This is a genomic window from Caulobacter vibrioides OR37 (assembly GCF_000372645.1).
Taxonomy (GTDB): domain Bacteria; phylum Pseudomonadota; class Alphaproteobacteria; order Caulobacterales; family Caulobacteraceae; genus Caulobacter; species Caulobacter vibrioides_E.
Genome location: NZ_APMP01000027.1, coordinates 31,860 through 55,010, shown reverse-complemented (window position 1 = coordinate 55,010; position 23,151 = coordinate 31,860). Strand labels below are relative to the sequence as shown.

Below are 23,151 nucleotides of genomic sequence, written 5' to 3'. Positions count from 1 at the left end.
GAGGAGAGGACTTCCAGTCGCGGGCGCTCACAACCGGGGGCTGGGAGGATAGGCGCCCCGTTCAGGATACGCAAGGGGGGCGAGCTTGGCCTTGGGGAACGGGCCTGTCCGGCGAGAACCCAGGTTCCGAGCCGGACAGGCGTTTTCCAGGCGCGTTCGAGCGGGCTTGAGCTCGGCCCGACCTAGGCCTGCTTGGGCGTCGTGTTGATCATCCACGGGATGCCGAACTTGTCGGTGAGGTTGCCATAGCCGGGGGACCAGAAGGTTTCGGCGAAGGGCGTCCCGACCTTGCCGCCGTCGGACAAGGCGTCGAACACGCGGCGGGCCTCGGCCGGGTCGTCGGTGTGATAGGTGACGTCGAAGCCGTTCTTGGGCTTGTCGATATTGGGGGCGAACTCGGGCGGCAGGTCCGCGCCCATGATCGCCTGGTCGCCAACCTCGAGCCAGGCGTGCATCAGCCAATCCTTGTATTTCGGATCGACCGGCATGTCGGGCGGGCCTTCGCCGAACGGGTAGGCGGCGGTGACCTTGCCGCCCAGCACCTGGGCGTAGAAGTCGAACGCCGCGCGGCATTCGCCCTTGAAGCTGAGGCTGGTGACGATCTTCATGGCGTCTCTCCCTGGAGTTTCCGCTACGTTAGCGGGCCACGACGACGCTTTCATGCCCGGGCGCCCAGGACTGTCAGCAGGCTTTGTCTAAACCCGTCAGGCGTAGGCGTAGGGGCCGCCGCGCTCGAGCGCGCGCTGGTAGGCCGGGCGGGCGTGGATGCGGTCCAGGAAGGCCTTCACATGGGGCCGGGACGCCGCCCCGCCGCGCGCCGCGCCGGCTTCCAGCGGAAAGCTCATCATGATGTCGGCGCCGGTCAGTTCCGGCCCGGCGAACCATTCGGACTTGGAGAGCTCCGCCTCCCAGTAGTCGACGTGCAGCTTGATCTGCGGGTCGACGAAGCCGGCCTGGGCGCGGGCCGAGATCATCTTGACCAGGCCCTTCATCAGACCCGGCGAGCGGTCGGGCAGGGCGCCGAACACCAGCTTCAGCAGCAGCGGCGTCATGGCCGAGCCCTCGGCATAGTGCAGCCAATAGGTATAGCGCAGCCGCTCGGGCGAGCCCGCCGCCGGGATCAGCCGCCCCTGGCCGTGGGTTTCCAGGATGTACTCGACGATGGCGCCGGTCTCGGCGACCACCGTGTCGCCGTCGGTGATCACCGGCGACTTGCCCAGCGGATGGATCGCCTTCAGCTCGGGCGGGGCCAGCATAGTCTTGAGATCGCGCTCGTAACGCTTGATCTCGTAGGGCAGCCCCAGCTCCTCGAGGAGCCAGAGCACCCGCTGGCTGCGCGAGTTGTTCAGGTGATGGACGACGATCATCTGGCGCTTTCCCTGTGCGGAGGAGACGCCGCGAACGATGATCGCCCGCCGCGCCTTCGGCAAGGCTTGGCGCGGTCAAACCCCTCGGGCGGGCGGATGGGCCAGGGGCGCGAGGTCGGGGGCGACCCAGCCGCGACGAGCCTCGACGCTGAACAGCCGATCCCGCGACCAGTGGCTCAGGGGCCAGGCCTTGTCGCCCAGCGGCGTCGCCAGCAGGCGCGCGGCGGCCTCGCCGTCGGACACGCCCGGCGGCAGGGCGGCCGCGAAGGCGCGGATGGCGGCCAGATAGGCCTGGGTGATGGTCTCGTGATAGCCGCTGGTGTCGTCGTTCACGCCGCCGACCGCGACATTGTAGGCGCGGATGATGTCCGGCAGATCGCGCTCCAGGTCCCGATCGCGCGTCCGGACCAGGCGCAGGGTGGCGGTCAGGTGGGCGGTGTGGGTCCACTGATCCTTGGGCAGGGTGCGGTCCAGCAGGCGCTCGGCGAGCAGGGCGACCTCGTCGTCGGTGTAGGTCACGGGACGCTCCTCGAGCTTCTGCCCGTCCGGATACAGGCCTTGGCGCCGAAAGAGAAGGTCAAGCTTGACCTTAAAAGGTTTCCGCCGGCCGTCGTTCGGCGTCCAGGCGCAGGACGACGTCGGCCGCGGCGGGCAGGTCCTCGGCGATCCAGCGGGTCAGGCGTTCGTAGTGGGCGACGAAGCGGTCCAGCTGGGTCTCGTCCATGGCCAGGTCCGGATCGCGACCCTGGGCGATGAGGCGCTGGCGCAGGCGCTCTTCCTGCTGGCCTCGCCAGCGGCGCACGACCTCGAAGTCCGGGGCCAGCAGCAGCACCAGGCGATCCAGGCGCTGGAACAGGGAGCGATAGGGCCCGGCCAGGGCGGCGTTGGCGTAGCCGCGCCACAGCCCGTCGGCGTCTTCCTCGCGCTCCAGGCGGTTGATTGGGTCCGCCAGCAGGGGCGCCGGCTGCGGCCGGGCGCCGACGCACCAGCCTTCCAGGAGCACGATGTCGGCCGGGCCGTCGAACACCGGCCGCTCGGCTTCCGGCGCGGGGTCGTCGCGCGCCTTGTCGAAGCGGGGCAGGACGACGGGCCCGGGTTGGCCAAGGGCCTCCAGCACGGCGACGCCCAGGGCCGGATCGTGCGTGCCGGGAACGCCCCGCGTGGCCAGCAGCGGATGGACCTCCCGGGCCAGGGCCTGGCGCGCGGCGTGGGACAGATAGAGGTCGTCGATCGACAGCACGGCCGCGCGCAAGTCCCGGGCCTCCAGCAGCCAGGCCAGCAAGGCGGTCAGGGTCGACTTGCCCGAGCCCTGCGGGCCGCAGACGCCGACGACCAGCGGCCGGCGTTCGGCCGTCGCCGTCCAGGCCGCGATCCGGGCCGCCAGAGGCCGGTGCAGGCGGGCGGCCAGATCGGAGAAGGCGGGCGGAAGGCGCTCGTCTCGCGCGAATTCGGCGATCAGCGCGGCCTCGTCCCGCATCAGAAGCTGTTGCTCCAGCGGTCCTGCCGGGGGAGGGGCAGGGAAGCCTGGAACACCAGGCCTTCGGGACGGAAGTCGAAGCGGGCCTCGCCCTTCTGCTCGCGCCGGATCGAGCTTTCGATCAGGCGGACGCCGAAGCCGAGGGTGGTCGGCGCGTTGACGGGCGGTCCGCCGGTCTCGCGCCAGGCGAAGGTCAGGTTTCCGCTGTCCGGATCGATGGCCCAGGTCAGGCCGACCCGCCCACCAGGCGCGGACAGGGCGCCGTACTTGGCGCTGTTGGTGGCCAGTTCGTGGAACACCATCGAGAGGCTGACGGCCGTGTGCGGCGACAGCGCCGCCGACGGTCCCGCGCGGTCGATCCGGTCGCCGTGGGCCCCGATGCTGGCCTCGATCAACTGGCCCATGTCGGCCTCGCGCCAGCCCGTGCGGGTCAAGAGGTCGTGGGCGCCGGAGAGCGCGATCAGCCGTTCGGTGAAAACCTCCAGCGGCGCCTTGTCGACCTTGGCGAAGCTCTGGCGAGCCAGGGCCTGCACCGTGGCCAGGGTGTTCTTCACCCGGTGGTTCAGCTCGTTGATCATCACCGCCTGCCGCTCCTCGCGGGCCTTCAGCTCGCGCGAGGTCTCGCGCAGGGCGGCGTGGACGGCGGCGATCTCCTCCAGCCCGCCGGGCGGGGCTTCGGGCAGCAGCTCGCCGCGTCCGATCATGGCGGCGTCCGAGACCAGCCGGTCGATTTCGTCATTGATGCGTCGCGCATAGGCCAGGGACAGCGCGACCCCGAGGATCAGCAGAGCCAGGAAGATTCCCGTCACCACCGCCACCGAGCGATTGATCGTGTTGGTGAGATCCGCCTCCGGAATGCCCACCACCAGGGTCCAGCCGGTCTGGGACGAGCGGACATAGGCGTTGGTGATCGGCACATGCTCGAACGACCGCGTCTTGACCACGCCCTCGGTGGAATCGCGAAGGCGGCCCACGATCGCCCCGGTGGCCGCGACGCCGGTGAACCGCTCGTTCAGCCGAGATCGGGCGACGACCCGCAGATTGTTGTCCAGCAGGGTCGCGACCCAGCGCTCGGGCACGCGCTGCTGGCGGAACACCGAGGTGAAGGACGCCGCGTCGACGACGTAGGACAGCACATAGAAGCGTCCCTTGATCACGATCGGCGCGTCGACGGTGATCACCGGCTTTCCGGCCACGGGGCTGGTCAGCAGGTCGGAGATCCGCCCGCGACCCGGCTGATAGGCGCCGGTCTCGTTGCGCGAAATCTGGACGCGCGGCAGCGGCGCGCCATAGGGCTTCAGCGTGTTGAGCACCTCCTGGCCGTCGCCGTCGGTCAGCGCGATCCAGCCAGGCCGCGAGAGCATGGCGGCGCGGGCTCGGGCATGGAAGCCGGCCAGGTCGCCGCCCAGCAGGGCCGGGTCGGTCGCCAGGGTCTCGACCACCGAAACGCCGACGCCGGCCTGGCGGTCGACGGCGCCGGACAGCGCCCGGGCGGTGGTCGACAGCTGCTGATAGAGTTGGCCCCGGGACTCACGGTCGACGCTGGCCAGCAGAAAGCCCATCGACAGAAGGGCCGGAACCAGCAGGCTGACGGTCAGCAGGACCAGCCGGCCACGGACCGAACCGACCCGGCGTCCCGCCCGCGGATCGTTTCGTTCCACTGGTCTCATGCCCCCGCTAGACCCGCCATGACCAGAACCTGATCGCCCCGATTCCCTCTGTATATCGAAGCGAGTCGTGTCCAGCGTCTCAAAAATCCATCGTTTTCCACGAAGACCTGAAGCGGAGCGATCGCCCGATCAGCTGAACCGTATCCTTGCGGGGGTGTTGTGCGTTATGAGACGCGCATGAAGAACCTGCCCAACATCCTGACCGGCTCGCGCCTGGTGATGGCGCTGTTCATGTTCGTGGCGATGGCGGCCGCGGCCGGCGTCGTGCCCGGCCTGTCCATCGACGTTCAAAGTCAGCTGCGCCTGGAGCGCTGGGCGTTCTACGCCTTCGTCATCGCCTCGGTGACCGACTTCTTCGACGGCTGGTTGGCGCGCAAGCTGGACGCCGTCAGCGTCTGGGGCGCGATCCTGGATCCGATCGGCGACAAGATCCTGGTCTGCGGCGCCCTCCTGGGCCTGCTGGCCCTGGGCTCGAACAGTGGCGTGGTGTTGCCGGCCGGCTTGATCCTGTTCCGCGAATTCACGGTCAGCGCGCTGCGCGAGGTCGGGGCGGGCAAGGGCGTCAAGCTGCCGGTCACCCTGCTGGCCAAGTGGAAGACCACCCTGCAACTGGTGGCCATCGGGGCCGAGATGATCCTGGCCTCATGGGGCGCGTTCGGCCTGCCGCCGGACCCCGGCGTGGTGGGCGGCTTCACCGTCTTGGCGCAATTCCTTCTTTGGGCGGCCACCGGCGTGACCCTGATCACCGGCGCCCAGTACTGGGAAGCCGCGCGCAAGGCGCTGACCTGACCCTCCCCGCTGGCCGGGCGCGGGGCTCCGGGCGACGATGGAAACGCCGGCCCGCCTGGACATTCGAGCGAATTCAAGGCCGCGACCGAAGGTCGCGAACAGTAGACGTCAAATTATTCCCTTGATTTCCGGAAAATAATCCTGGCCTATGAGGCATCGAATTCGCTGCCGATCGGCCTGCTATTCCTTGCTCCCCACCGTGGAGCGCCGGACGCGCCAACCGAACTTCCAACGAAATTTGATCGTCGGTCCGACGCGTTTCGGGCGACGAACACTCACGCCTATAAGGATACTTTGAAAATGGCTACCGGCACCGTGAAGTGGTTCAACTCCACCAAGGGCTTCGGCTTCATCCAACCCGACAACGGCGGTTCGGACATCTTCGTCCACATCTCGGCCGTCGAGCGCGCGGGTCTGGGTTCGCTGAACGAAGGCCAGAAGATCTCCTACGAGCCCGAAGTCGACCGCCGCAGCGGCAAGACCTCGGCCGGCCAGCTGCAAGCGGCCTAACCGGTCCTCGCCTCCGAGCCCGAGCTCAACGGAACAGGCCAGCGCCCGCGCTGGCCTGTTTTCGTTTGGGGGCGTCCCAGGCGGGCGCGTGAATTTCACTGGACCGACCTCCCCGGCGAATGCCGGGGCCCAGATTCATTCGGATCGGCTGGAGATTACGCGACATCGCTCCGTACTGAACGGTTGGATGTCAGCGGGCTCGATCTGGATCCCGGCATTCGCCGGGAAGGTCGGATTCTGGGATAGAGGTCAAAGTCCAGATCGCCCCCTCCGGCCCTCTGGGCCACCTCCCCCGCGTCGCGGGGGAGGATCTGTCTCCGGCCCTCCCAGCCGTCGCTACTCCGCCGCCAGCGGCCAGGCCGAGGGCTCGGCGTCGTCGACCACGTCCGGGTCGGTCGGGCCGTGCAGCAGCCAGGCGAAGTCTTCAAGCCAGCCCGCGCGCCGCGCGTGTTCGGCCCGCATCATCGAGGCCAAGGCCTCGGCGCCCGTCGTCCTGACGACCATGATCGACTCCATTTCTAATATTGAGAATGACTCGCAAATTGTGGCCTTGGCAAGACGGGTCATTCCCCTAAGGGGTCAACTTGGCTAATCATCGCCGCGAACCCGGAGACGCCCCATGCGCGGCCTTCGCGCCTTCGCCGCCCTGACCCTGGCCCTCGTCCTTTCGGCGTGCGGCACCCTGCCGCGCGACGCCTTCACGGCCTCCGACCTGGGGTCGGTCGCGCCCAGCGGCCTGGCCGACGTCCGCTTCAGCGCGGTCGATCCGGAGGCCAGCCTGAAGTTCGCCCAGGGCGTCCACGACCGCACCGCGGGGCGTAAGGTCAATGTGCTGGCGATCTCGGGCGGCGGCTCGAACGGCGCCTACGGGGCGGGTCTTCTGGTCGGCTGGTCCGACGCCGGAACCCGGCCGGAATTCGACATCGTCACCGGGGTCTCGACCGGCGCCCTGACCGCGCCCTTCGCCTTCCTGGGCAAGGACTGGGACCGGCGCCTGACCCAGGCCTACACCAGCGACGCCGTCGACCGCATCCTGCAAAAGCGCGGGCTGGACCTGTTCTTCACGCCCAGCATCTTCCGCAACCACGCGCTGCGCCAGCTGGTCGACAAGTATGTCGACTACCCGATGCTGTACGCGGTGGCCCTGGAGAACGCCAAGGGGCGGCGGCTGCTGATCGCCACGACCAATCTCGACACCGAGCAGACGGTGATCTGGGACATGGGGGCCATCGCCGCGCGCGGCGACGACGCGGCCCTGCAGCTGTTTCGCGAGGTGCTGGTGGCCTCGGCCAGCATTCCGGGCGTCTTCCCGCCCAGCCTGATCGAGGTCCAGGGCGCCAATCGCAAGCTGTCGGAGATGCATGTCGACGGCAGCGTGACCACGCCGTTCTTCATCGCGCCCGAGGCCCTGCTGCTGTCGATTCTGCCGGGCCGCGACAAGTCGGGGCCGGGCGAGGTGCGGGTGATCGTCAACGGCCAGATCGACGGCGGCTTCGGCTTCACCAAGGGCGACGCCCTGTCGATCCTGGGCCGCTCGTGGATCGCCATGAACAAGGCCCAGATGCGCACCCACCTGACCGCCAACGCCGCCTTCACGCGGCGCAACGGGGGGGTCTTCGAGTACACGGCCATCCCGGACGACGCCCAGGGCGACTTCTCGGGCCTGGATTTCTCGGCGCGCAGCCTGCGCTCGCTGTTCGCCCTGGGCTACAAGCTGGGCAAGACCGGAACCGCCTGGGTCTCGCCGACGGATCCGTCGGCCGAGGTCAAGGCGACGCGCGCGGCCGCTACGCCCAGCCCGCCGCCCGCAGCACAGGCGCGTGTCGGCGGCTGACCGGCGCGACCAGATCGCCGGCCAGGCGCAGGTCTCCCGCGCCGCGCCGCCAGCTGACGCCCTCGATCGCGTCGGCCGCCACCCACCACGAGCGATGCACCTGGAAGCCGTGCGCGCCGGCCAGTTCGGCCACGGCGTCCGAGAAGCGCAGCGTCAGCAGCTCCTGTCCCGCGTCGGTGTGGACCCGCAGATAATGGTCGTGCGCCTCGACGGCGATCAGCCGGGCCGCGCGGCGCTTGGCGGACAGTCTCTGGCGAAAGACGGCCTCGGCCTCGGGCAGGGGCGGGGCGACGACGACGCGGGTCTCGATCTGCGGCTGCGGGGCGGGAGGCTTGCGCCAGGCCAGGATCCGCACGGCCATGACCAGGCCGCTGATCACCCAGACCCGCCACCACAGGATCGGCGGCGCCCTGAAGCGATGGTTGGTCTGCATGTCCAGGACGCCGACCAGCACCACGACCAGCGGCGTCATCAGGGTGACGACGACCAGCAGGCGTCGCCAGAAGCCGTCAAGCCGGCGGCCGATCAGCTCGTCGATGACGACGCCGATCAGGCCGCCGCCGACGATGCTCTCCAGCCAGTAGGCGGCGCCGTCGGACAGGGGCAGCTTCGACGTGTCGAACGGCGCCAGGACCGCCAGCACCAAGCCCAGCGCCGTCAACAGCGCCAGATCGATGGCCAGGCGGCGCAGCGGTCGACCGTCCGAGAAGTCCATGTCCCTCCGCCCAGGCGCCGTTCGCGCAGAATGGGCGCCGCTCACGGGCTTGGGGTAGCGTGCGCTCGCCGCCCTTGCAATCTCGGCCGCGAACCGGAGCCAAGCCATGCCCAAGATCCTGTCGCGTCCCGCCTGGATGGTGATGACCCTACTGAGCCTCGTCGTGGCGCTGACGGCCTATCGCTATCCGCTGAACGTGGGGCCGCTGGCGCCCAATGTCGTCGCCAATCTGTTCGCCAGGCCCTTCCTGGACCTGCATGTCGCCGGGGCGGCGACGGCCCTGCTGATCGCGCCGTTCCAGGTGCTGCCGGGCCTCCGCGCGCGGCGGCCGGGGCTTCACCGGGTGATGGGACGGATCTATGTGGCCGGCTGCCTGGCGGGGGGGATGGGTGGCCTCGTCCTGGCGTTCGGCTCGACCGCCGGGCCGATCGCCACGGCCGGCTTTGGCCTCTTGGCCCTGGCGTGGCTGGCGACCACGGTGCAGGCCTGGCGGATGGCGCTGGCGCGGCGCGTCGCCGAGCATCGCGCCTGGATGATCCGCTCGATGGCCCTGACGCTGGCGGCGGTGACCTTGCGGCTCTACCTGCCGTTCGCGGCCCTGGGACCGATCCCGTTCTTCGACGCCTACCGGGCGATCGCGTTCCTGTGTTGGGTTCCGAACCTGCTGCTGGCCGAGGTCTGGCTGAAGCGGCGAGGGCTAGCCTCGTCCGTCGCCTAGAGCCAGATAAACAGACTCTACATCAGAGACTTAGAGCCCGTTCGAGCGGTTCGACCGCTCACGCCTAAACCTAACGCGCTCTGGACGGTCTCGATCGACCTTGATTTCGCCGACTTACGGTTGCAAAGTGGGCGAGCTATCTCCCTGGAAAACCCGATGCTCGCCGCGCTGCTGCTGACCGCCGCCGTGACCGCCTGCCCCGCCGAGAAGGCCGTCTACGCGCTGAGGACCGAGCCGGCCGTCACCGCGCGGTTCGTCCCGGTCGCCAGCGACCAGAGCTGGCCCTCGGGCGTGGCGCTGCGGCTCGATTTCCACGGCAAGCAACAGTGGTTCCTGCCGGCGATCGGCGGGAGCAACGGCGAGAATTATATGGATCGGACGACCGACCCCGGGACGTCTGGCTGGAAACTGCCCGATCCCGACGGCGGTTGGGGGCGGCTGGGCGACTTCCAGTACCTGGGGTTCGACGCGGGCTACACGCTGCTGTTGGGCGTTCCCAGAGCCGGCCAGCCCGCGCCCGCGCACATGCTGTTGCCCACGCTGGACGACGCGCTGCGGCATCCGCGCGATGGCGTGGACCGCGACAGCCTTCCCCGGCAGTTCTTCGACCTCGTGGCCTGCAAGGGCCTATGAACATCGTTCGGCCAGGCTGCTGTTAACCCTTTGCCAAGATGCGGGGTTGCGCCGAGCCGACTCCGTCTCTAAACGGGCGGCTTAACCTGCAAGATGGTTCGACAGCGGGCGCGCGGTTGTGCGCGGCCGTGTCTTCGCGCGAGTTAGCCATGCCCAAAAGAACAGACCTGTCCTCGATCCTGATCATCGGCGCCGGCCCGATCGTCATCGGTCAGGCGTGTGAGTTCGACTATTCGGGCGTGCAAGCCTGTAAGGCTCTCCGCGCCGAGGGTTACCGGATCATCCTGGTCAACTCGAACCCCGCCACGATCATGACCGATCCTGACGTGGCCGACGCGACCTATATCGAGCCGATCACGCCGGAGATGGTCGCCAAGATCATCGAGAAGGAGCGCCCCGACGCGCTGCTGCCGACCATGGGCGGTCAAACCGCGCTGAACACCGCCCTGGCCCTGGAAGCCAACGGCGTGCTGGCCAAGTTCGGCGTCGAGATGATCGGCGCCAAGGCCGAGGTCATCGACAAGGCCGAGGACCGCCAGAAGTTCCGCGACGCCATGGATAAGCTGGGCCTGGAATCGCCCCGCTCGCGCGCCTGCCACACGCTGGAGGAGGCCATGGAGGGCCTGGAGTTCGTCGGCCTGCCGGCGATCATCCGCCCGTCCTTCACCCTGGCCGGCACTGGCGGCGGCATCGCCTACAATGTCGAGGAGTTCAAGGAGATCGTCGAGCGCGGCCTCGACCTCTCGCCGACCACCGAGGTGCTGGTCGAGGAGAGCGTCCTGGGCTGGAAGGAATACGAGATGGAGGTCGTCCGCGACACGGCGGACAACTGCATCATCGTCTGCTCGATCGAGAACATCGACCCGATGGGCGTCCACACCGGCGACTCGATCACCGTCGCTCCGGCCCTGACCCTGACGGACAAGGAATACCAGTGGATGCGCGCGGCCTCGATCGCCGTGCTGCGCGAGATCGGCGTCGAGACCGGCGGCTCGAACGTCCAGTTCGCCCTGAATCCGAAGGACGGCCGCATGGTCGTCATCGAGATGAACCCGCGCGTGTCGCGCAGCTCCGCCCTGGCTTCGAAGGCCACCGGCTTCCCGATCGCCAAGGTCGCCGCCCGCCTGGCGGTCGGCTACACGCTCGACGAGCTGAAGAACGACATCACCGGCGGCGCCACCCCGGCCTCGTTCGAGCCCAGCATCGACTACGTCGTCACCAAGATTCCGCGCTTCGCCTTCGAGAAGTATCCGGGTTCGGAGCCCCTGCTGACCACGGCCATGAAGTCGGTCGGCGAGGTGATGGCCATCGGCCGGACCTTCAAGGAAAGCGTCCAGAAGGCCCTGCGCGGCCTGGAGACCGGCCTGGCCGGCTTCGACGAGGTCGAGATCCACGGCGCCGATGACCCGGACACCGGCAAGGAAGCGGTGATCCGCGCCCTGGGCGCGCCGACCCCCGACCGCCTGCGCGTCATCGCCCAGGCCTTCCGCCACGGCCTGACCGTCGAAGAGGTCAACGCCGCCTGCAGCTACGAGCCCTGGTTCCTGCGCCAGATCGCCGAGATCGTCCGCCAGGAAGGCTGGGTGAAGGCCGGCGGCCTGCCGACCGACGCCGCCGCCTTCCGCGCCCTGAAGGCGCAAGGCTTCTCGGACAAGCGCCTGGCCCAGCTGACCGGCAAGACCGAGAACGCCGTCCGCGCCGCGCGTCAGGTCCTGGGCGTCCGCCCGGTGTTCAAGCGCATCGACAGCTGCGCCGGCGAGTTCCTGGCCTCGACGCCGTACATGTACTCGACCTACGAGACCGGCGCCCTGGGCCAGATCCCCGAGTGCGAGAGCGCGCCCTCCGACCGCAAGAAGGCGGTGATCCTGGGCGGTGGTCCCAACCGGATCGGCCAGGGCATCGAGTTCGACTATTGCTGCTGCCACGCGGCCTTCGCGCTGGACCAGATCGGCGTGGAGTCGATCATGGTCAACTGCAACCCCGAGACCGTCTCGACCGACTACGACACCTCCGACCGCCTGTACTTCGAGCCGCTGACGGCCGAGGACGTGCTGGAGCTGCTGCATGTCGAGATGAGCAAGGGCGAGCTGGCCGGCGTCATCGTCCAGTTCGGCGGCCAGACCCCGCTGAAGCTGGCCCACGCGCTGGAAGAGGCCGGCGTGCCGATCCTGGGCACCAGCCCCGACGCCATCGACCTGGCCGAGGACCGCGAGCGCTTCCAGCAGCTGCTGAACGGCCTCGACATCGCCCAGCCGGAAAACGCCATCGCCCGCACCTGGGAGGAGGCCCGCGCCGAAGGCGAGAAGATCGGCTTCCCGTTCGTGATGCGTCCGTCCTACGTGCTGGGCGGCCGGGGCATGGAGATCATCCGCGACCACGAGCACCTGGAACGCTACATCGCCAACGCCGGCGAGATCTCGTTCGAGCACCCGATCCTCTTGGACCACTATCTGAGCCGCGCCACCGAGGTGGACGTCGACGCCCTGTGCGACGGCCAGGACGTGTTCGTGGCCGGCGTGCTTGAGCACATCGAGGAGGCCGGGGTCCACTCGGGCGACTCGGCGTGTTCGATGCCGCCCTTCTCGCTGAAGGCCGAGACGGTCGAGGAGCTGAAGCGCCAGACCGTGAAGATGGCCCTGGCCCTGAACGTCCGTGGCCTGATGAACGTGCAGTTCGCCATCGAGGAGCCGCACGGCGAGAACCCGCGCATCTACGTGCTGGAAGTGAACCCGCGCGCCTCGCGCACGGTGCCGTTCGTGGCCAAGACCATCGGCCAGCCGGTGGCCGCCATCGCCGCCAAGGTCATGGCCGGCGAGCCCCTGAAGAGCTTCGGCCTGAAGGACGTCCCCTACGACCACATCGCGGTCAAGGAAGCGGTCTTCCCGTTCGCCCGCTTCGCCGGCGTCGACACGGTGCTGGGTCCGGAAATGCGCTCGACCGGCGAGGTCATGGGCCTGGACTGGAAGCGCGACGGGGAGACGGGCATGGCTCCGGCCTTCGCCCGGGCCTTCGCCAAGAGCCAGCTGGGCGGCGGCGTGAAGCTGCCCCGCAAGGGCACGGCCTTCGTCTCGGTCAAGGAAAGCGACAAGCCCTGGATCGTCGAGCCGGTGAAGCTGTTGCTGGCCGCCGGCTTCAAGGTGCTGTCGACCGAGGGCACCCGCGCCTATCTGGCCGAGCAGGGCGTCGAGGTCGACTACGTCAAGAAGGTGCTGGAAGGCCGTCCGCACATCGTCGACGTGATGAAGAACGGCGGCGTCCAGCTGGTGTTCAACACGACCGAGGGCAAGCAGGCCCTGGAGGACAGCTTCGAGATCCGCCGCACGGCCCTGATGATGAAGGTGCCGTACTACACGACGTCGGCGGGCGCCCTGGCCGCAGCCCAGGCCATCGCCGGCGCGCCGGACGAGGCCCTGGACGTGCGTCCGCTGCAAAGCTACGCGGCGGAGTAGGGCCAGAACGGATCGGGCCCCTCCTGGCGGAGGGGCCCTTTCTCTATCGGACTATTCGTCCCTGAAAGTAGTCGGCGCGATTGGCGCCGTCATGCCGCCCGCCGTCGAGGCAGCAGCGCTTGAAACAACCTCCGCGAACCGCAAGGGCAGAGATCGTTGCGGCCGAGTTTTTCGAGCAGTTCCTTGTCGCCGTGGACGGTCCTGTGACCGCGCTTGACGCGCGTCTCGGACGGATAGCCCTTGCGGCGCTTAGAGGTGACCTCGAAAGCAGTCGAGATCGGTGAAGTCGCGCGGGGTACGCATGGCGGCCTCCTTTGGGTTGCACGACGGCGGACATAGAGCGCCGCGTGATCCCGCGATAGCGCTGGCTGGACACACGGCGCGGGAATTCTTGCTCAGTCGATCCGCGACTTCGGGTCCTTCGGCGCGTCGTCCTGGTCGGGAACCACTCGCTCGCTGGCCGGCGGGGGCGGCGGATCGGGCGGGAAGAACGCCCCCAGCATCAGCAGCAGGCCGGCCAGCGGCGCCATCGACCGCCGCGATCGCTTGGCCGCGCGGATGATCCAGACGCCCAGCGCGATCAGGCCCAGGGCCAGCAGGGTGAGGATCAGGGGAACTTGGAGCTCATGCATCCATCCGAGATGGCGCCGCGCGGCGACGGCGCAACCTGGATTATGTGCTCTTTATTCGCGCGACCTAGCTGATAGGAGTTCAGCAGGACGATTCCCGGGGGGACGATACATGCAAGCCAAAGGCATCAGCCGGGGCCTCTGGGTCTGCGCGGCGCTTTGGTGCTTCCTGCTGGCCGCCCTGCTGTCGGCCAACCGGATCCTGTCCCTGTCGGTGGACAGCTCCTACCATCTCCAGGTCATGGAGGTGGTGCGCCATGCCTTCATCATTCCGCCGCAAGGCCACGAGTGGATGGCCGAGATGGCCTATTACCCCAAGCTCAGCCATCGCTTCGCGGGCCTGTTCGCCACCCTGGGCTGGAAGCACCTGAACGCCCTGTTGATGGCGGCCGTGCTGTCGGCGGCGGCGGCCTGGATCTGCTTGTTCGAGCAGGCGCGCCGGATTTCGCTGACCTTCCTAGTCTTGGGTCTGGCGCTCACCCTGGTCAACATCCACGTCACCCGCGCCGCGATCGGCGGCGAAGTGATCGACAACTTCTTCTTCCCGCAGATCGTCGGCGAAGGCGTCAACCTGATCGCCCTGTCCATCGCCGTGGCCCTGCTGGGCCGGTCGCGCCAAGCCTATGCGCTGTTCGCGGTCGCGGCGGTCGCCTTCTGCGGCTGCTTCCACCTGGTGCCGACCTTGCAGCTGGCCGGCGCCCTGATGGCCATGCTGGGCGTGACCTGGCTGCGCGACATGATCCGTAATCGGACCTTCGAGCCGGTGGGTCTGGCGGGCCTGATCGCCATCCCGGCCGCCGTCGTGCTGAACCCGTTCTTTTCGAAGATGCGCTTCATCGCCGGCAACAACGGCAGCCTGAATCTCAAGATGCCGCTGTCGCTGGAAGCCCTGGCCGGCTTCTCGGCCCTGCTCGTGGTCCTGTCGGCCTGGGTGTTGCTGACCCATCTGCTTCGGCCCGTCGACGACGAGGACAGCCGGGAAAGCGACGCGTCGGCTTTGATGTTCGCCGCCTTGGGCGCGGCCTGCGGCGCGGCCATGCTGGCCCAGTACGCGGTGTTCAAGATCCTGCACGACGGTTCGCCCTACGCGGTCCTCAAGCACAGCTTCGGCGTCTTCACGCTGCTGGCCTTTGTCGTCCCGCTGTGGGGGCTGACGGTGCTGGGCGTGCGCGGCTCGGCGGTCGAGGAGAGGCTGGGCAAGGCGCGCGGGCCGGTCGGCGTCGGACTGGTCGTCGCGGCTCAGGCGGCGGTGATGCTGGCGCTGTTCCTGCGTCCCAGCGTCATGGACGTGGCCAAGATCAACGAGATCATGGAGGACATCCGCCAGATCCGCGTCACCCGCGGCCTGCGCGGCGATCAGGTGATGTACACCGCCGATACGCCGACGCCGATCACCACCTACATGGGCACGATCGCCATGCTGCAGTCGCCGCACGGCGCCAATGTGCTGAGCCTGATGGACGACGGCCGTCCGGAGCGGGCAGGCGACGTGCCCTATATCGTCACCCTGGCCGGCGACGCCTACGACAAGCCGGGCTGCCGACTGGGCAAGCCCGTCGGTCTGGTCGTCGTCCTGTCGGGACCGTGTATCGAGCCGCCGGCCCTGATTTTCAAGCACGGCGGCTCGGGCGTCGGCTTCCTGCGCGAGGGCTGGTCCGTCCCCGAGGTGGGCGGCGTCTGGGCCGACGGCAAGCGTTCGACGGTCGAGATCCCGCTCGCCGACTGGCAGCGGAAGCTGAAGTCGCCGACGCTGGAAGTGGCCATGTTCGCCTTCCTGCCCACGCCGGACTCCAAGCGCACGGTCATCGTCTCGGTCCCCGGCGGCACGCCGGAGCGCTTCCAGTTCGACCGCCAGAACGCCATCAACCACAGCTATGCCTTGCCGCTGCCGGCCGAGGCGTTGAAGGGCTCGACCCTGTTGGTGACGATCGAGACTCCCGACGCGGCGACCCCCAAGTCGCTGGGGCTTGGCGCGGACACCCGTATGCTGGGCGCGGGTCTCGAGGCGATGCGGATCGTCGACGCGGGAGCCAAGTAGATCGCCCTCGCGGGCGGTCGCGGGGCCGCTCAGCCCTCGGCCGTCTCGCGGTGCGCGAACACCCAGAAGTGGCTGAGCAGGAACAGGGCGGCGGTGTAGCTGACCGCCGCCGAGCCCTGGGCGGCCACGCTCCACAGCTTGCCGGTCGGCAGGACCAGCTTGGCCAGGGTCAGCACGCCCTGGTTCAGGGCGAAGGCGATGGCCACGGCCACGATGTAGCGCAGCGGGGCCGAGCGGGTCGTCCGCCGGGCCTTGAACACGAAGACCTTGCTGAGCACGAAGCTGACACAGATCCCGACGGCGTAGCCGATGGCGTTGGCCAGGTGCGGGTCCAGATGCAGACCCAGGTCCAGGGCCAGGATGATCGAGAAGCCGACCAGGGTGTTGAAGATCCCCGCCACGCCATAGCGCAGGGCCGAGATCAGGAACGCCCGGCGCGGGGGCGTGAGCAGGCTCGCCAGGGTCACGCCGGCTCCTGGGCCTCGAACCCGTAACGGTCCATGACCACGTACAGCGGCCGGCCCTTCACCTCCTGATAGATGCGGGCCACGTATTCGCCCAGCGCGCCGATGGCCAGCATCTGCAGGCCGAAACTCATCAGGATCACCACCATCAGCGACGGATAGCCGGGCACGTCGCGGCCGAACAGCAGGGTGCGCGCCACGATGAAGACGGCCATGGCCACGGCCAGCACGCCGGCGACCGCCCCGACATAGCTCCAGATCCGGATCGGCGCGGTGCTGAACGAGGTGATGCCGTCCAGGGCGAAGTTCCAGAGCTTCCAGTAGCGCCAGGAACTGGTTCCGGCCGCGCGCTCGGGTCGGGCGTAGGGGACCGGCGTCTGCCGGAAGCCGACCCAGGCGAACAGGCCCTTCATGAACCGGTTGCGCTCGGGCAGCTGGCGCAGCACCTCGACCACGCGGCGGTCCATCAGCCGGTAGTCGCCGGCGTTGTAGGGCAGGTCGACGTCCGACAGGCGGTTGAAGGCGCGATAGAAGCCCTGGGCCGTGAAGCGCTTCAGCGGCGAGTCGGCGCTGCGGTCCACGCGCACGCCATAGGCCACGTCGGCGCCGGCCTCCCAGGCCGCGATGAACTGGCCGATCAGCTCGGGCGGGTCCTGCAGGTCGACGTCGATGGGCACCACCATGTCGCCGACCGCGGCGTCCAGCCCGGCCGACAGGGCGACCTCCTTGCCGAAGTTGCGCGCTAGGTTGATCACCTTGACGCGCGGGTCGCGCTGATGGTGCTTCAGAAGCACCGCCAGGGTGTGGTCGCGGCTGCCGTCGTTGACGCAGACGATCTCGTAGTCGACGGCCAGCTTGGCCATCTCCGCGTCGATCCGCGCGAAGAACAGGTCAAGGACCTCCTGCTCGTTGTAGCAGGGGGCGATGAGCGACAGCCGCTTGCCGACGCGAGAGCGCGTCACGAGCGAGGCGGCGAGGGGCGCGGACGACGAGGTCATGGCCCCGGTTTAACCGTGTTCGGCGTGGCCGGGGAAGCCTCGACTTCGCCGAGCATTGACGCGGAACGGCGCGCGTGGCTGGCTCGCCCGGCCCGCGCCCGGGTTCTTTCAGCGAGACACGACATGGCCACCCTGATCCTCAGCGTCGTCGGCAGCGACCGTCCCGGCCTGACCGAGGCCCTGGCCGAAGCGGTGTTCTCGGCCGGCGGCAACTGGCTGGAGAGCCATCTGTCGCGTCTGGGCGGGCTCTATGTCGGCTCGGTGCTGGTGGACCTGGACGAGGCCCGGGTCGAGGCCCTGCGCGCGGCCGTCGGCGCGGTGGACGCCCAGGGCCTGGAGGTCCGCATCGCCGCCGCCGCCGCGCCCTCGGCCGCCGAGGCGACCGGCGAGGTGGTCGGCTTCTCGGTGGTCGGCCAGGACCGCCCCGGCATCGTCCGCCAGGTCACCGGCGTGGTCAGCGGCCTGGGCGCCAATATCGAGACCTTCGAGACCCGCCTCAGCGTCGAGCCCCACTCGGGCGCGCCGCTGTTCCACCTGGAAGCCCGCCTGCGCCTGCCCCCGACCCTGAAGGCCGAGGCCGTCCAGGCGGCGCTGGAGGCGATCTCGGGCGAGATCATGGTCGATGTCGCGCTGACGGCGGGGTGAGGGCTCAGCGCCCCCTCCGTCTCGCCGCGTATCCGCGGCGCGACACCTCCCCCGCTTCGCGAGGGAGGAGGAATTCGCGTTCTCCTCCCCCGCGCGCGGGGGAGGTGGATCGATGCGAATACGCATCGAGACGGAGGGGGCGCTCAACCCTTGCCCTCACGCCCCCGCCATCACCCCGCCGCCGGCCTTGATCGCCTTCATGCACACCGTCGTCGTGAACCGCTGGACCCCGGGCAGCTGGCTCAGGTCCTTGCGCAGCAGGCGGTCGAGGTCGGCCACGTCCGCCGCCACGACGCGCAGCAGGTAGTCGCCGGCCCCGGCGGTCGAGTGGCAGTCGGTGATGGCCGGGTGGCGCAGGACGGCGGCCTCGAAGGCCTCGTGGCGGGTGAAGTCGATGGTCACCTGGGCGAACACCGTCAGGCCCTTGCCCACCGCGCCGGGGTCGATGCGGGCGTGGTAGCCGGTGATCACCCCCTGTTTCTCCAGCGCCTGCACCCGCGACCAGCAGGGCGACTTCGACAGGCCCACCCGCTCGGCCAGGGCCGCGAACGAGATGCGGGCGTCGTCCTCCAGGATCCGGAGGATGGCCAGGTCCGAGCGGGTCAGCGAGGTCATCGTTCTTTTCGATTTCAGAAATCCAGAACATCGTTCTAACGCGCCCGGCCGTCGCCGCGCAAAGCGAAACAATGTTCCGCCGAAGGCCCGCTAACGTTCCGCCATGACCCAAGCCATGACCTACGGCCGCTACCTGGACCTGGACCAGCTGCTGGCCGCCCAGAAGCCGCTCAGCGACCGGCACGACGAACTGCTGTTCATCGTCATCCACCAGACCAAGGAGCTGTGGCTCAAGGAGATCATCCACGAGATCGGCCTGGCCAAGCGGCTGATCGCGTCGGGCGACGTCGAGCCGGCCTACAAGGCCCTGGCGCGGGTCTCGCGGATCCAGACGGTGATGACCCTGTCGTGGGACATCCTGGCCACCATGACTCCCGCCGACTATCTGAGCTTCCGGGGCGAGCTGGGGTCGAGCTCGGGCTTCCAGTCGCACCAGTTCCGCACGCTGGAATACCTGCTGGGCCTGAAGGACCAGAGCTTCCTGAAGTTCCAGGCGGAGGGCTCCGAGGGGCTGGCGATGCTGAAGGCGGCCCTGGCCGCGCCCAGCCTCTATGACGTGGCCATCGCCCAGCTGCCCCGGCACGGCCTGAGCGTGCCCGACGCGGCCCTGCATCGCGACTTCACCCAGGCCTATGTCGCGTCCGAGGCGGTGGAGGCCGCCTGGCTGGCGGTCTATCGCGACCCGCCGCGCTATTGGGAGCTGTACCAGCTGGCCGAGAAGCTGGTCGACCTGGACGACGCCCTGGTCACCTGGCGCCACAAGCACGTGCTGACCGTCGAGCGGATCATCGGCGGGCGGCCGGGCACCGGCGGCACCGACGGCGTCGGCTATCTGGCCGCCACCCTGCGCCGCCGGGCCTTCCCCGAGCTGTGGTCGCTGAGGACCAAGCTGTGAGCGGCGCGCGCAAGGACCTTTTCTCGCGCGCCCTGTCCGCGCCGGGTCGGCTGCACATGGCCGCCCACAGCCACCACCTGTGGCCCGACGTCACCCTGGCGGCCCAGATCGAAGCCTGGGAGGACGCCGCCGTCCTGGCCGACCACAAGTGGGACAAGGCCCTGGGCCAGGTCTATCCGGCCGCCCAAGCCCTGGTCGCCCGCGAGCTTTCCCTGCCGTCTCCGGACACGGTGGTGTTCGCGCCCAACACCCACGTCCTGCTGACCGGGCTGCTGTCGGCGCTGGAGCGGCCGCGTCCGATCCGGGTGCTGGCCACCGACGGCGAGTTCCATTCGTTCCGCCGCCAGGCCGCCCGCTGGACCGAGGCCGGGCTGATCGCGCCGACCCTGATCGACAGCGCCGCGCCCGACTTCGCCGAGCGATTCCTGGCGACGGCGCGGGACGGCGGGTTCGACCTGATCTTCGCCAGCCACGTCTTCTTCAAGACCGGCCGGGTGTTCGCGCGCGTCTGGGACCTGGCGGACCTGGCCCGACCCGAGGGGTCGTGGGTCGTGGTCGACGGCTATCACGGCTTCCGGGCTGTTCCGACCGACCTGTCGGCGGTCGCCGACCGGATCTTCTATGTCGCCGGCGGCTACAAGTACGCCATGGCCGGGGAGGGGGCGGCGTTCCTGCACGCCCCGCCGGGCTTTGGCCCGCGCCCGGTCCAGACCGGCTGGTACGCCGAGTTCGGCGACCTGGAAGGGCCGCCCGGCGGGGTCGGCTACGCCCGCGACGCCAGCCGCTTTCTGGGCGCGACCTTCGACCCGTCGGGCCTCTACCGCTTCGTGGCGGCGGGGCGGATGCTGGAGGCCGAGGGGCTGAGCACGGCGGCGATGGCGGCCCACGCGACGCGGCTGCAGGCGCGGCTGCTGGCGGCGATTGCGGCCGGAGAGGCCGGGCCGTTGAGCGAGGCGATCGTCCTCAATCCGCCCGGCGAGGGACCCCAGGCGCGCTTCCTGGCCCTGCGACACCAAAAGGCCAGCGCCTGGAAACAGGCGCTGGCCGAAAAGGGCGTGGTGGTCGACGTCCGCGACGACGTGCTGCGCGTGGGCCTGTCGATCTATCACGACGAGGCGGACATCGCGGCGTTTCGCGCGGCGTGCGCGGGAATATCCGACTAAGCCGCCAGGCGCTCCAACGTCTTCAGCATCGAGGCCATGGCCTCGCCGACCGGCTGGCCGTCGCGGACATAGTCGCCGGTCTCGAAGATGCGGACCAGGTCGTTGCGGGCCCGGCTGACGCGGCTCTTGACCGTGCCGACGGCCACGCCGATCACCTCGGCCGCCTCCTCGTAGGAGAAGCCGCCCGCGCCGACCAGGATCAGCGCCTCGCGCTGGCTCTCGGGCAGCATCTGCATCGCCTGGCGCAAGTCGTCCAGCGCGATGGCGCCGTCGAAATTGGTGTTGGCCACCAGGGTCCGCTCGGCGGTCTCCTGGTCCAGCCCCACCGAGCGCCAGCTGCGGCGCTTTTCCGAATAGAACTGGTTGCGCAGGATCATGAAGGTCCAGGCCTTCATGTTGGTGCCCATCTGATAGCTGGCCCGGCTGGCCCAGGCCTTGGCCACGGCCTCCTGCGCCAGGTCGTCGGCGCTGGTGGCGTCGCCGCACAGCGACCGCGCGAAGGCCCGCAGATGCGGGATCAGGGCGATCAGCTCGCGCTCGAAGGTCTTGGTCTGTTGCTGGTCCATGATGGGCCTCCCACGACAATCTCTCGAGCTCTACAACGAGCCGGAACGGGGGAGGTTCCAACGGTTAAGGGCGATGGGCGGCGGCCGAGATCGCCGCGAGGCGCTCATTGCAACTTTAAGCGGCGCTCGCCCGTATTCGTCGGGCGCGAGGCGAGGCTGGATATCTTTTAGTCTTTGTCGGCCCCTAGGATGGGCGTCAGTACGCCGCGTACAGGAAAGGTTTCGACATGGCCCAGAAGGTCGCGGATCTGGTCACGGACGTTTTGGCCCAGGCCGGCGTGCGCCGCATCTATGGCGTGGTCGGCGACAGCCTGAACGGGATCACCGACTCGCTGCGCCGCCGCGGCGACATCGACTGGATCCACACCCGCCACGAGGAGGTGGCGGCGTTCGCGGCCGGGGCCGAGGCCGCGCTGACCGGCGAGTTGGCGGTCTGCGCCGGGTCGTGCGGGCCGGGCAACCTGCACCTGATCAACGGCCTGTTCGACTGCCATCGCTCGCGCGTGCCGGTCCTGGCCATCGCCGCCCACATTCCGTCCGCCGAGATCGGACGCGGCTATTTCCAGGAGACCAAGCCCGAGGCGCTGTTCGAGACGTGCAGCCACTATTGCGAGCTCGTCTCGCATCCCTCGCAACTGCCGGCCGTGCTGGAGACGGCGATCCGCGTGGCCGTGGGCCGGCGCGGCGTGGCGGTGGTGATCATTCCTGGCGACATCGCCCTGGAGACGGTGGAGGCGGGTATCGCCGCCGCCGCCAGCCTGCGCCTGACCCCGCCGGTGGTGACGCCGGCGCCGCGCGACATCGACGCCCTGGCCCAGTTCCTGAACGCCGGCGAGCGGATTACCCTGCTGTGCGGGCGCGGATGCGCCGGCGCCCACGCCGAGGTCATGGCCCTGGCCGAGCGCCTGAAGGCGCCGATCGTCCACGCCCTGGGCGGCAAGGAGCATGTCGAGGGCGACAACCCCTATGACGTCGGCATGACCGGCCTGATCGGCTTCGCATCGGGCTATCACGCGATGAAGGCCTGCGACACGCTGCTGATGCTGGGCACGGACTTCCCCTATCGCCAGTTCTATCCGACGGACGCCCGGGTGGCGCAGGTCGACCTGAACCCCGAGTCCCTGGGCCGACGGACGCGGCTGGACCTGGCGATGGTCGGCGACGTCAAGGCCACGATCGAGGCGGTGACGCCCAAGCTTACGGAAAAGACCGACCGCCAGCACCTGGACGAGGCGCTGAGCGAATACGCGAAGGCCCGGTCCGGCCTGGACGCTCTGGCGGCCCAGACGTCCGACGACCAGCCGATCCATCCCCAGTACCTGACCCGCCTGATCAGCGAGGCGGCGGCCGACGACGCGGTGTTCACCTTCGACGTCGGCACGGTCACGGTCTGGGCCGCGCGCTATCTGAAGATGAACGGCCGTCGCCGCCTGCTGGGCTCGCTGGTGCACGGCTCGATGGCCAACGCCATGCCCCAGGCGATCGGCGCCCAGGCGGCCTTCCCCGACCGGCAGGTCATCAGCCTGTCGGGCGACGGCGGCTTCGCCATGCTGATGGGCGACCTCCTGACCCTGCGCCAGCAGAACCTGCCGGTGAAGATCGTGGTCTACAACAACGGCTCGCTGGGCTTCGTCGCGCTGGAGATGAAGGGCGGCGGCTTCCTGGAGTTCGGCACCGACCTCAAGAACCCCGACTTCGCCGCCGTGGCCCGCGCGGCCGGGCTCCACGCGGTGCGGGTCGACAAGCCCAGCGCCTTGCCGGCCGCCGTGCGCGAGGTGCTGGCCCACCCGGGTCCGGCCCTGCTGGACGTCGTCACCTACCAGCAGGAACTGTCGATGCCGCCGCACATCCAGCTGGACCAGGTCAAGGGCTTCGGCCTCTGGGGCTTGAAGGCGGTGCTGAACGGCCAGGGCGACACGCTGATCGACCTCGTGGCCCACGGCAACCTGCTGAAGTCGATCTTCCGCTGAGGGGCG

At 69.1% G+C, this 23,151-nt stretch carries 24 protein-coding genes; 11 read left to right on the top strand and 13 right to left on the bottom strand.

What is annotated here, in order from left to right:
- Nucleotides 1-182: 182 nt before the first annotated feature.
- The 5 genes from OR37_RS16965 to OR37_RS16945 form a co-directional block, all read right to left on the bottom strand.
- Nucleotides 183-608: a VOC family protein gene (locus OR37_RS16965; RefSeq protein ID WP_004622589.1), complete on the bottom strand. Its 426-nt coding sequence runs from the start codon at nucleotides 606-608 to the stop codon at nucleotides 183-185.
- 96 nt (nucleotides 609-704) lie between these two features.
- Nucleotides 705-1,367 (bottom strand): glutathione S-transferase family protein, encoded by a 663-nt coding sequence (locus OR37_RS16960; protein WP_004622588.1) that lies wholly within the window; start codon nucleotides 1,365-1,367, stop codon nucleotides 705-707.
- A gap of 75 nt (nucleotides 1,368-1,442) precedes the next feature.
- Nucleotides 1,443-1,886: a hypothetical protein gene (locus tag OR37_RS16955; protein WP_004622587.1), complete on the bottom strand. Its 444-nt coding sequence runs from the start codon at nucleotides 1,884-1,886 to the stop codon at nucleotides 1,443-1,445.
- Nucleotides 1,887-1,956: 70 nt separating this feature from the next.
- Nucleotides 1,957-2,844, bottom strand: coding sequence for a hypothetical protein (locus tag OR37_RS16950; RefSeq protein ID WP_004622586.1), 888 nt, complete (start codon nucleotides 2,842-2,844; stop codon nucleotides 1,957-1,959).
- Nucleotides 2,844-4,514, bottom strand: a complete 1,671-nt coding sequence (locus tag OR37_RS16945; RefSeq protein ID WP_004622585.1) for a sensor histidine kinase — start codon at nucleotides 4,512-4,514, stop codon at nucleotides 2,844-2,846. Before OR37_RS16945 ends, OR37_RS16950 begins: the two co-directional genes overlap by 1 nt.
- Nucleotides 4,515-4,691: 177 nt before the next feature.
- Between OR37_RS16945 and pgsA the strand changes: the two genes are divergently transcribed.
- Together pgsA and OR37_RS16935 are read left to right on the top strand one after the other, a co-directional pair.
- Nucleotides 4,692-5,303: a CDP-diacylglycerol--glycerol-3-phosphate 3-phosphatidyltransferase gene (gene pgsA, locus OR37_RS16940; RefSeq protein ID WP_004622584.1), complete on the top strand. Its 612-nt coding sequence runs from the start codon at nucleotides 4,692-4,694 to the stop codon at nucleotides 5,301-5,303.
- A 300-nt stretch (nucleotides 5,304-5,603) separates the two neighbouring features.
- Nucleotides 5,604-5,813 carry a cold-shock protein gene (locus OR37_RS16935; RefSeq protein ID WP_004622582.1) on the top strand — a complete coding sequence of 70 codons (210 nt, stop codon included), beginning with the start codon at nucleotides 5,604-5,606 and terminating at the stop codon, nucleotides 5,811-5,813.
- Nucleotides 5,814-6,149: 336 nt separating this feature from the next.
- Here OR37_RS16935 and OR37_RS21170 read toward each other — a convergent pair whose 3' ends face one another.
- The gene (locus OR37_RS21170; protein ID WP_004622580.1) at nucleotides 6,150-6,317 is read right to left on the bottom strand and encodes a hypothetical protein; all 168 of its coding nucleotides are present in this window, start codon (nucleotides 6,315-6,317) and stop codon (nucleotides 6,150-6,152) included.
- Nucleotides 6,318-6,432: 115 nt separating this feature from the next.
- On the opposite strand from OR37_RS21170, the gene OR37_RS16925 reads away from it, so the two are divergent.
- Nucleotides 6,433-7,647: a patatin-like phospholipase family protein gene (locus OR37_RS16925; RefSeq protein WP_004622577.1), complete on the top strand. Its 1,215-nt coding sequence runs from the start codon at nucleotides 6,433-6,435 to the stop codon at nucleotides 7,645-7,647.
- On the opposite strand, the gene OR37_RS16920 is transcribed toward OR37_RS16925, so the two are convergent.
- Complete coding sequence (locus tag OR37_RS16920) at nucleotides 7,601-8,362, bottom strand: LytTR family DNA-binding domain-containing protein (protein WP_004622576.1); 762 nt, start codon at nucleotides 8,360-8,362, stop codon at nucleotides 7,601-7,603. The two genes, OR37_RS16925 and OR37_RS16920, sit on opposite strands and share 47 nt — an antisense overlap.
- A 106-nt stretch (nucleotides 8,363-8,468) precedes the next feature.
- Here OR37_RS16920 and OR37_RS16915 point away from each other — a divergent pair, with 106 nt between their 5' ends.
- From OR37_RS16915 to carB, 3 genes are all read left to right on the top strand, one after another.
- Nucleotides 8,469-9,080, top strand: a complete 612-nt coding sequence (locus OR37_RS16915; protein ID WP_004622573.1) for a DUF2306 domain-containing protein — start codon at nucleotides 8,469-8,471, stop codon at nucleotides 9,078-9,080.
- A gap of 156 nt (nucleotides 9,081-9,236) precedes the next feature.
- Entirely contained in the window at nucleotides 9,237-9,713 is a 477-nt protein-coding gene (locus tag OR37_RS16910; RefSeq protein WP_004622572.1) for a hypothetical protein, read from the top strand.
- Nucleotides 9,714-9,862: 149 nt separating this feature from the next.
- The gene (carB, locus tag OR37_RS16905; RefSeq protein WP_004622569.1) at nucleotides 9,863-13,162 is read left to right on the top strand and encodes a carbamoyl-phosphate synthase large subunit; all 3,300 of its coding nucleotides are present in this window, start codon (nucleotides 9,863-9,865) and stop codon (nucleotides 13,160-13,162) included.
- Between the two features lie 89 nt (nucleotides 13,163-13,251).
- Here the strand turns inward: carB and OR37_RS22440 are convergent, their stop codons facing one another.
- Both OR37_RS22440 and OR37_RS16900 read right to left on the bottom strand, forming a co-directional pair.
- The gene (locus OR37_RS22440; protein WP_419144125.1) at nucleotides 13,252-13,341 is read right to left on the bottom strand and encodes an SEC-C metal-binding domain-containing protein; all 90 of its coding nucleotides are present in this window, start codon (nucleotides 13,339-13,341) and stop codon (nucleotides 13,252-13,254) included.
- 216 nt (nucleotides 13,342-13,557) lie between these two features.
- Complete coding sequence (locus OR37_RS16900; RefSeq protein WP_004622568.1) at nucleotides 13,558-13,794, bottom strand: hypothetical protein; 237 nt, start codon at nucleotides 13,792-13,794, stop codon at nucleotides 13,558-13,560.
- A gap of 109 nt (nucleotides 13,795-13,903) precedes the next feature.
- Between OR37_RS16900 and OR37_RS16895 the strand changes: the two genes are divergently transcribed.
- Nucleotides 13,904-15,829, top strand: coding sequence for a hypothetical protein (locus OR37_RS16895; protein ID WP_004622566.1), 1,926 nt, complete (start codon nucleotides 13,904-13,906; stop codon nucleotides 15,827-15,829).
- Nucleotides 15,830-15,858: 29 nt separating this feature from the next.
- Here OR37_RS16895 and OR37_RS16890 read toward each other — a convergent pair whose 3' ends face one another.
- Together OR37_RS16890 and OR37_RS16885 are read right to left on the bottom strand one after the other, a co-directional pair.
- Nucleotides 15,859-16,296 carry a GtrA family protein gene (locus tag OR37_RS16890; protein WP_004622564.1) on the bottom strand — a complete coding sequence of 146 codons (438 nt, stop codon included), beginning with the start codon at nucleotides 16,294-16,296 and terminating at the stop codon, nucleotides 15,859-15,861.
- Nucleotides 16,293-17,291, bottom strand: coding sequence for a glycosyltransferase family 2 protein (locus OR37_RS16885; protein ID WP_004622561.1), 999 nt, complete (start codon nucleotides 17,289-17,291; stop codon nucleotides 16,293-16,295). The genes OR37_RS16890 and OR37_RS16885 overlap by 4 nt, the downstream gene beginning before the upstream one ends.
- Nucleotides 17,292-17,414: 123 nt before the next feature.
- Between OR37_RS16885 and OR37_RS16880 the strand changes: the two genes are divergently transcribed.
- A complete protein-coding gene (locus OR37_RS16880) occupies nucleotides 17,415-17,936 on the top strand; it encodes a glycine cleavage system protein R (RefSeq protein ID WP_004622559.1) in 522 nt (173 codons plus the stop codon).
- Nucleotides 17,937-18,092: 156 nt separating this feature from the next.
- On the opposite strand, the gene OR37_RS16875 is transcribed toward OR37_RS16880, so the two are convergent.
- Complete coding sequence (locus tag OR37_RS16875) at nucleotides 18,093-18,551, bottom strand: Lrp/AsnC family transcriptional regulator (protein WP_004622556.1); 459 nt, start codon at nucleotides 18,549-18,551, stop codon at nucleotides 18,093-18,095.
- A gap of 103 nt (nucleotides 18,552-18,654) precedes the next feature.
- Between OR37_RS16875 and OR37_RS16870 the strand changes: the two genes are divergently transcribed.
- A complete protein-coding gene (locus OR37_RS16870) occupies nucleotides 18,655-19,446 on the top strand; it encodes a tryptophan 2,3-dioxygenase (protein WP_004622554.1) in 792 nt (263 codons plus the stop codon).
- On the top strand, nucleotides 19,422-20,609 hold the full coding sequence (locus OR37_RS16865; protein WP_035017621.1) for a kynureninase/PvdN C-terminal domain-containing protein: 1,188 nt from the start codon (nucleotides 19,422-19,424) through the stop codon (nucleotides 20,607-20,609). Before OR37_RS16870 ends, OR37_RS16865 begins: the two co-directional genes overlap by 25 nt.
- Here the strand turns inward: OR37_RS16865 and OR37_RS16860 are convergent.
- Nucleotides 20,606-21,175, bottom strand: a complete 570-nt coding sequence (locus OR37_RS16860; RefSeq protein WP_004622550.1) for a sigma-70 family RNA polymerase sigma factor — start codon at nucleotides 21,173-21,175, stop codon at nucleotides 20,606-20,608. The two genes, OR37_RS16865 and OR37_RS16860, sit on opposite strands and share 4 nt — an antisense overlap.
- Nucleotides 21,176-21,402: 227 nt before the next feature.
- On the opposite strand from OR37_RS16860, the gene poxB reads away from it, so the two are divergent.
- Nucleotides 21,403-23,145 (top strand): ubiquinone-dependent pyruvate dehydrogenase, encoded by a 1,743-nt coding sequence (gene poxB / locus OR37_RS16855; protein WP_004622548.1) that lies wholly within the window; start codon nucleotides 21,403-21,405, stop codon nucleotides 23,143-23,145.
- Nucleotides 23,146-23,151: the final 6 nt, after the last annotated feature.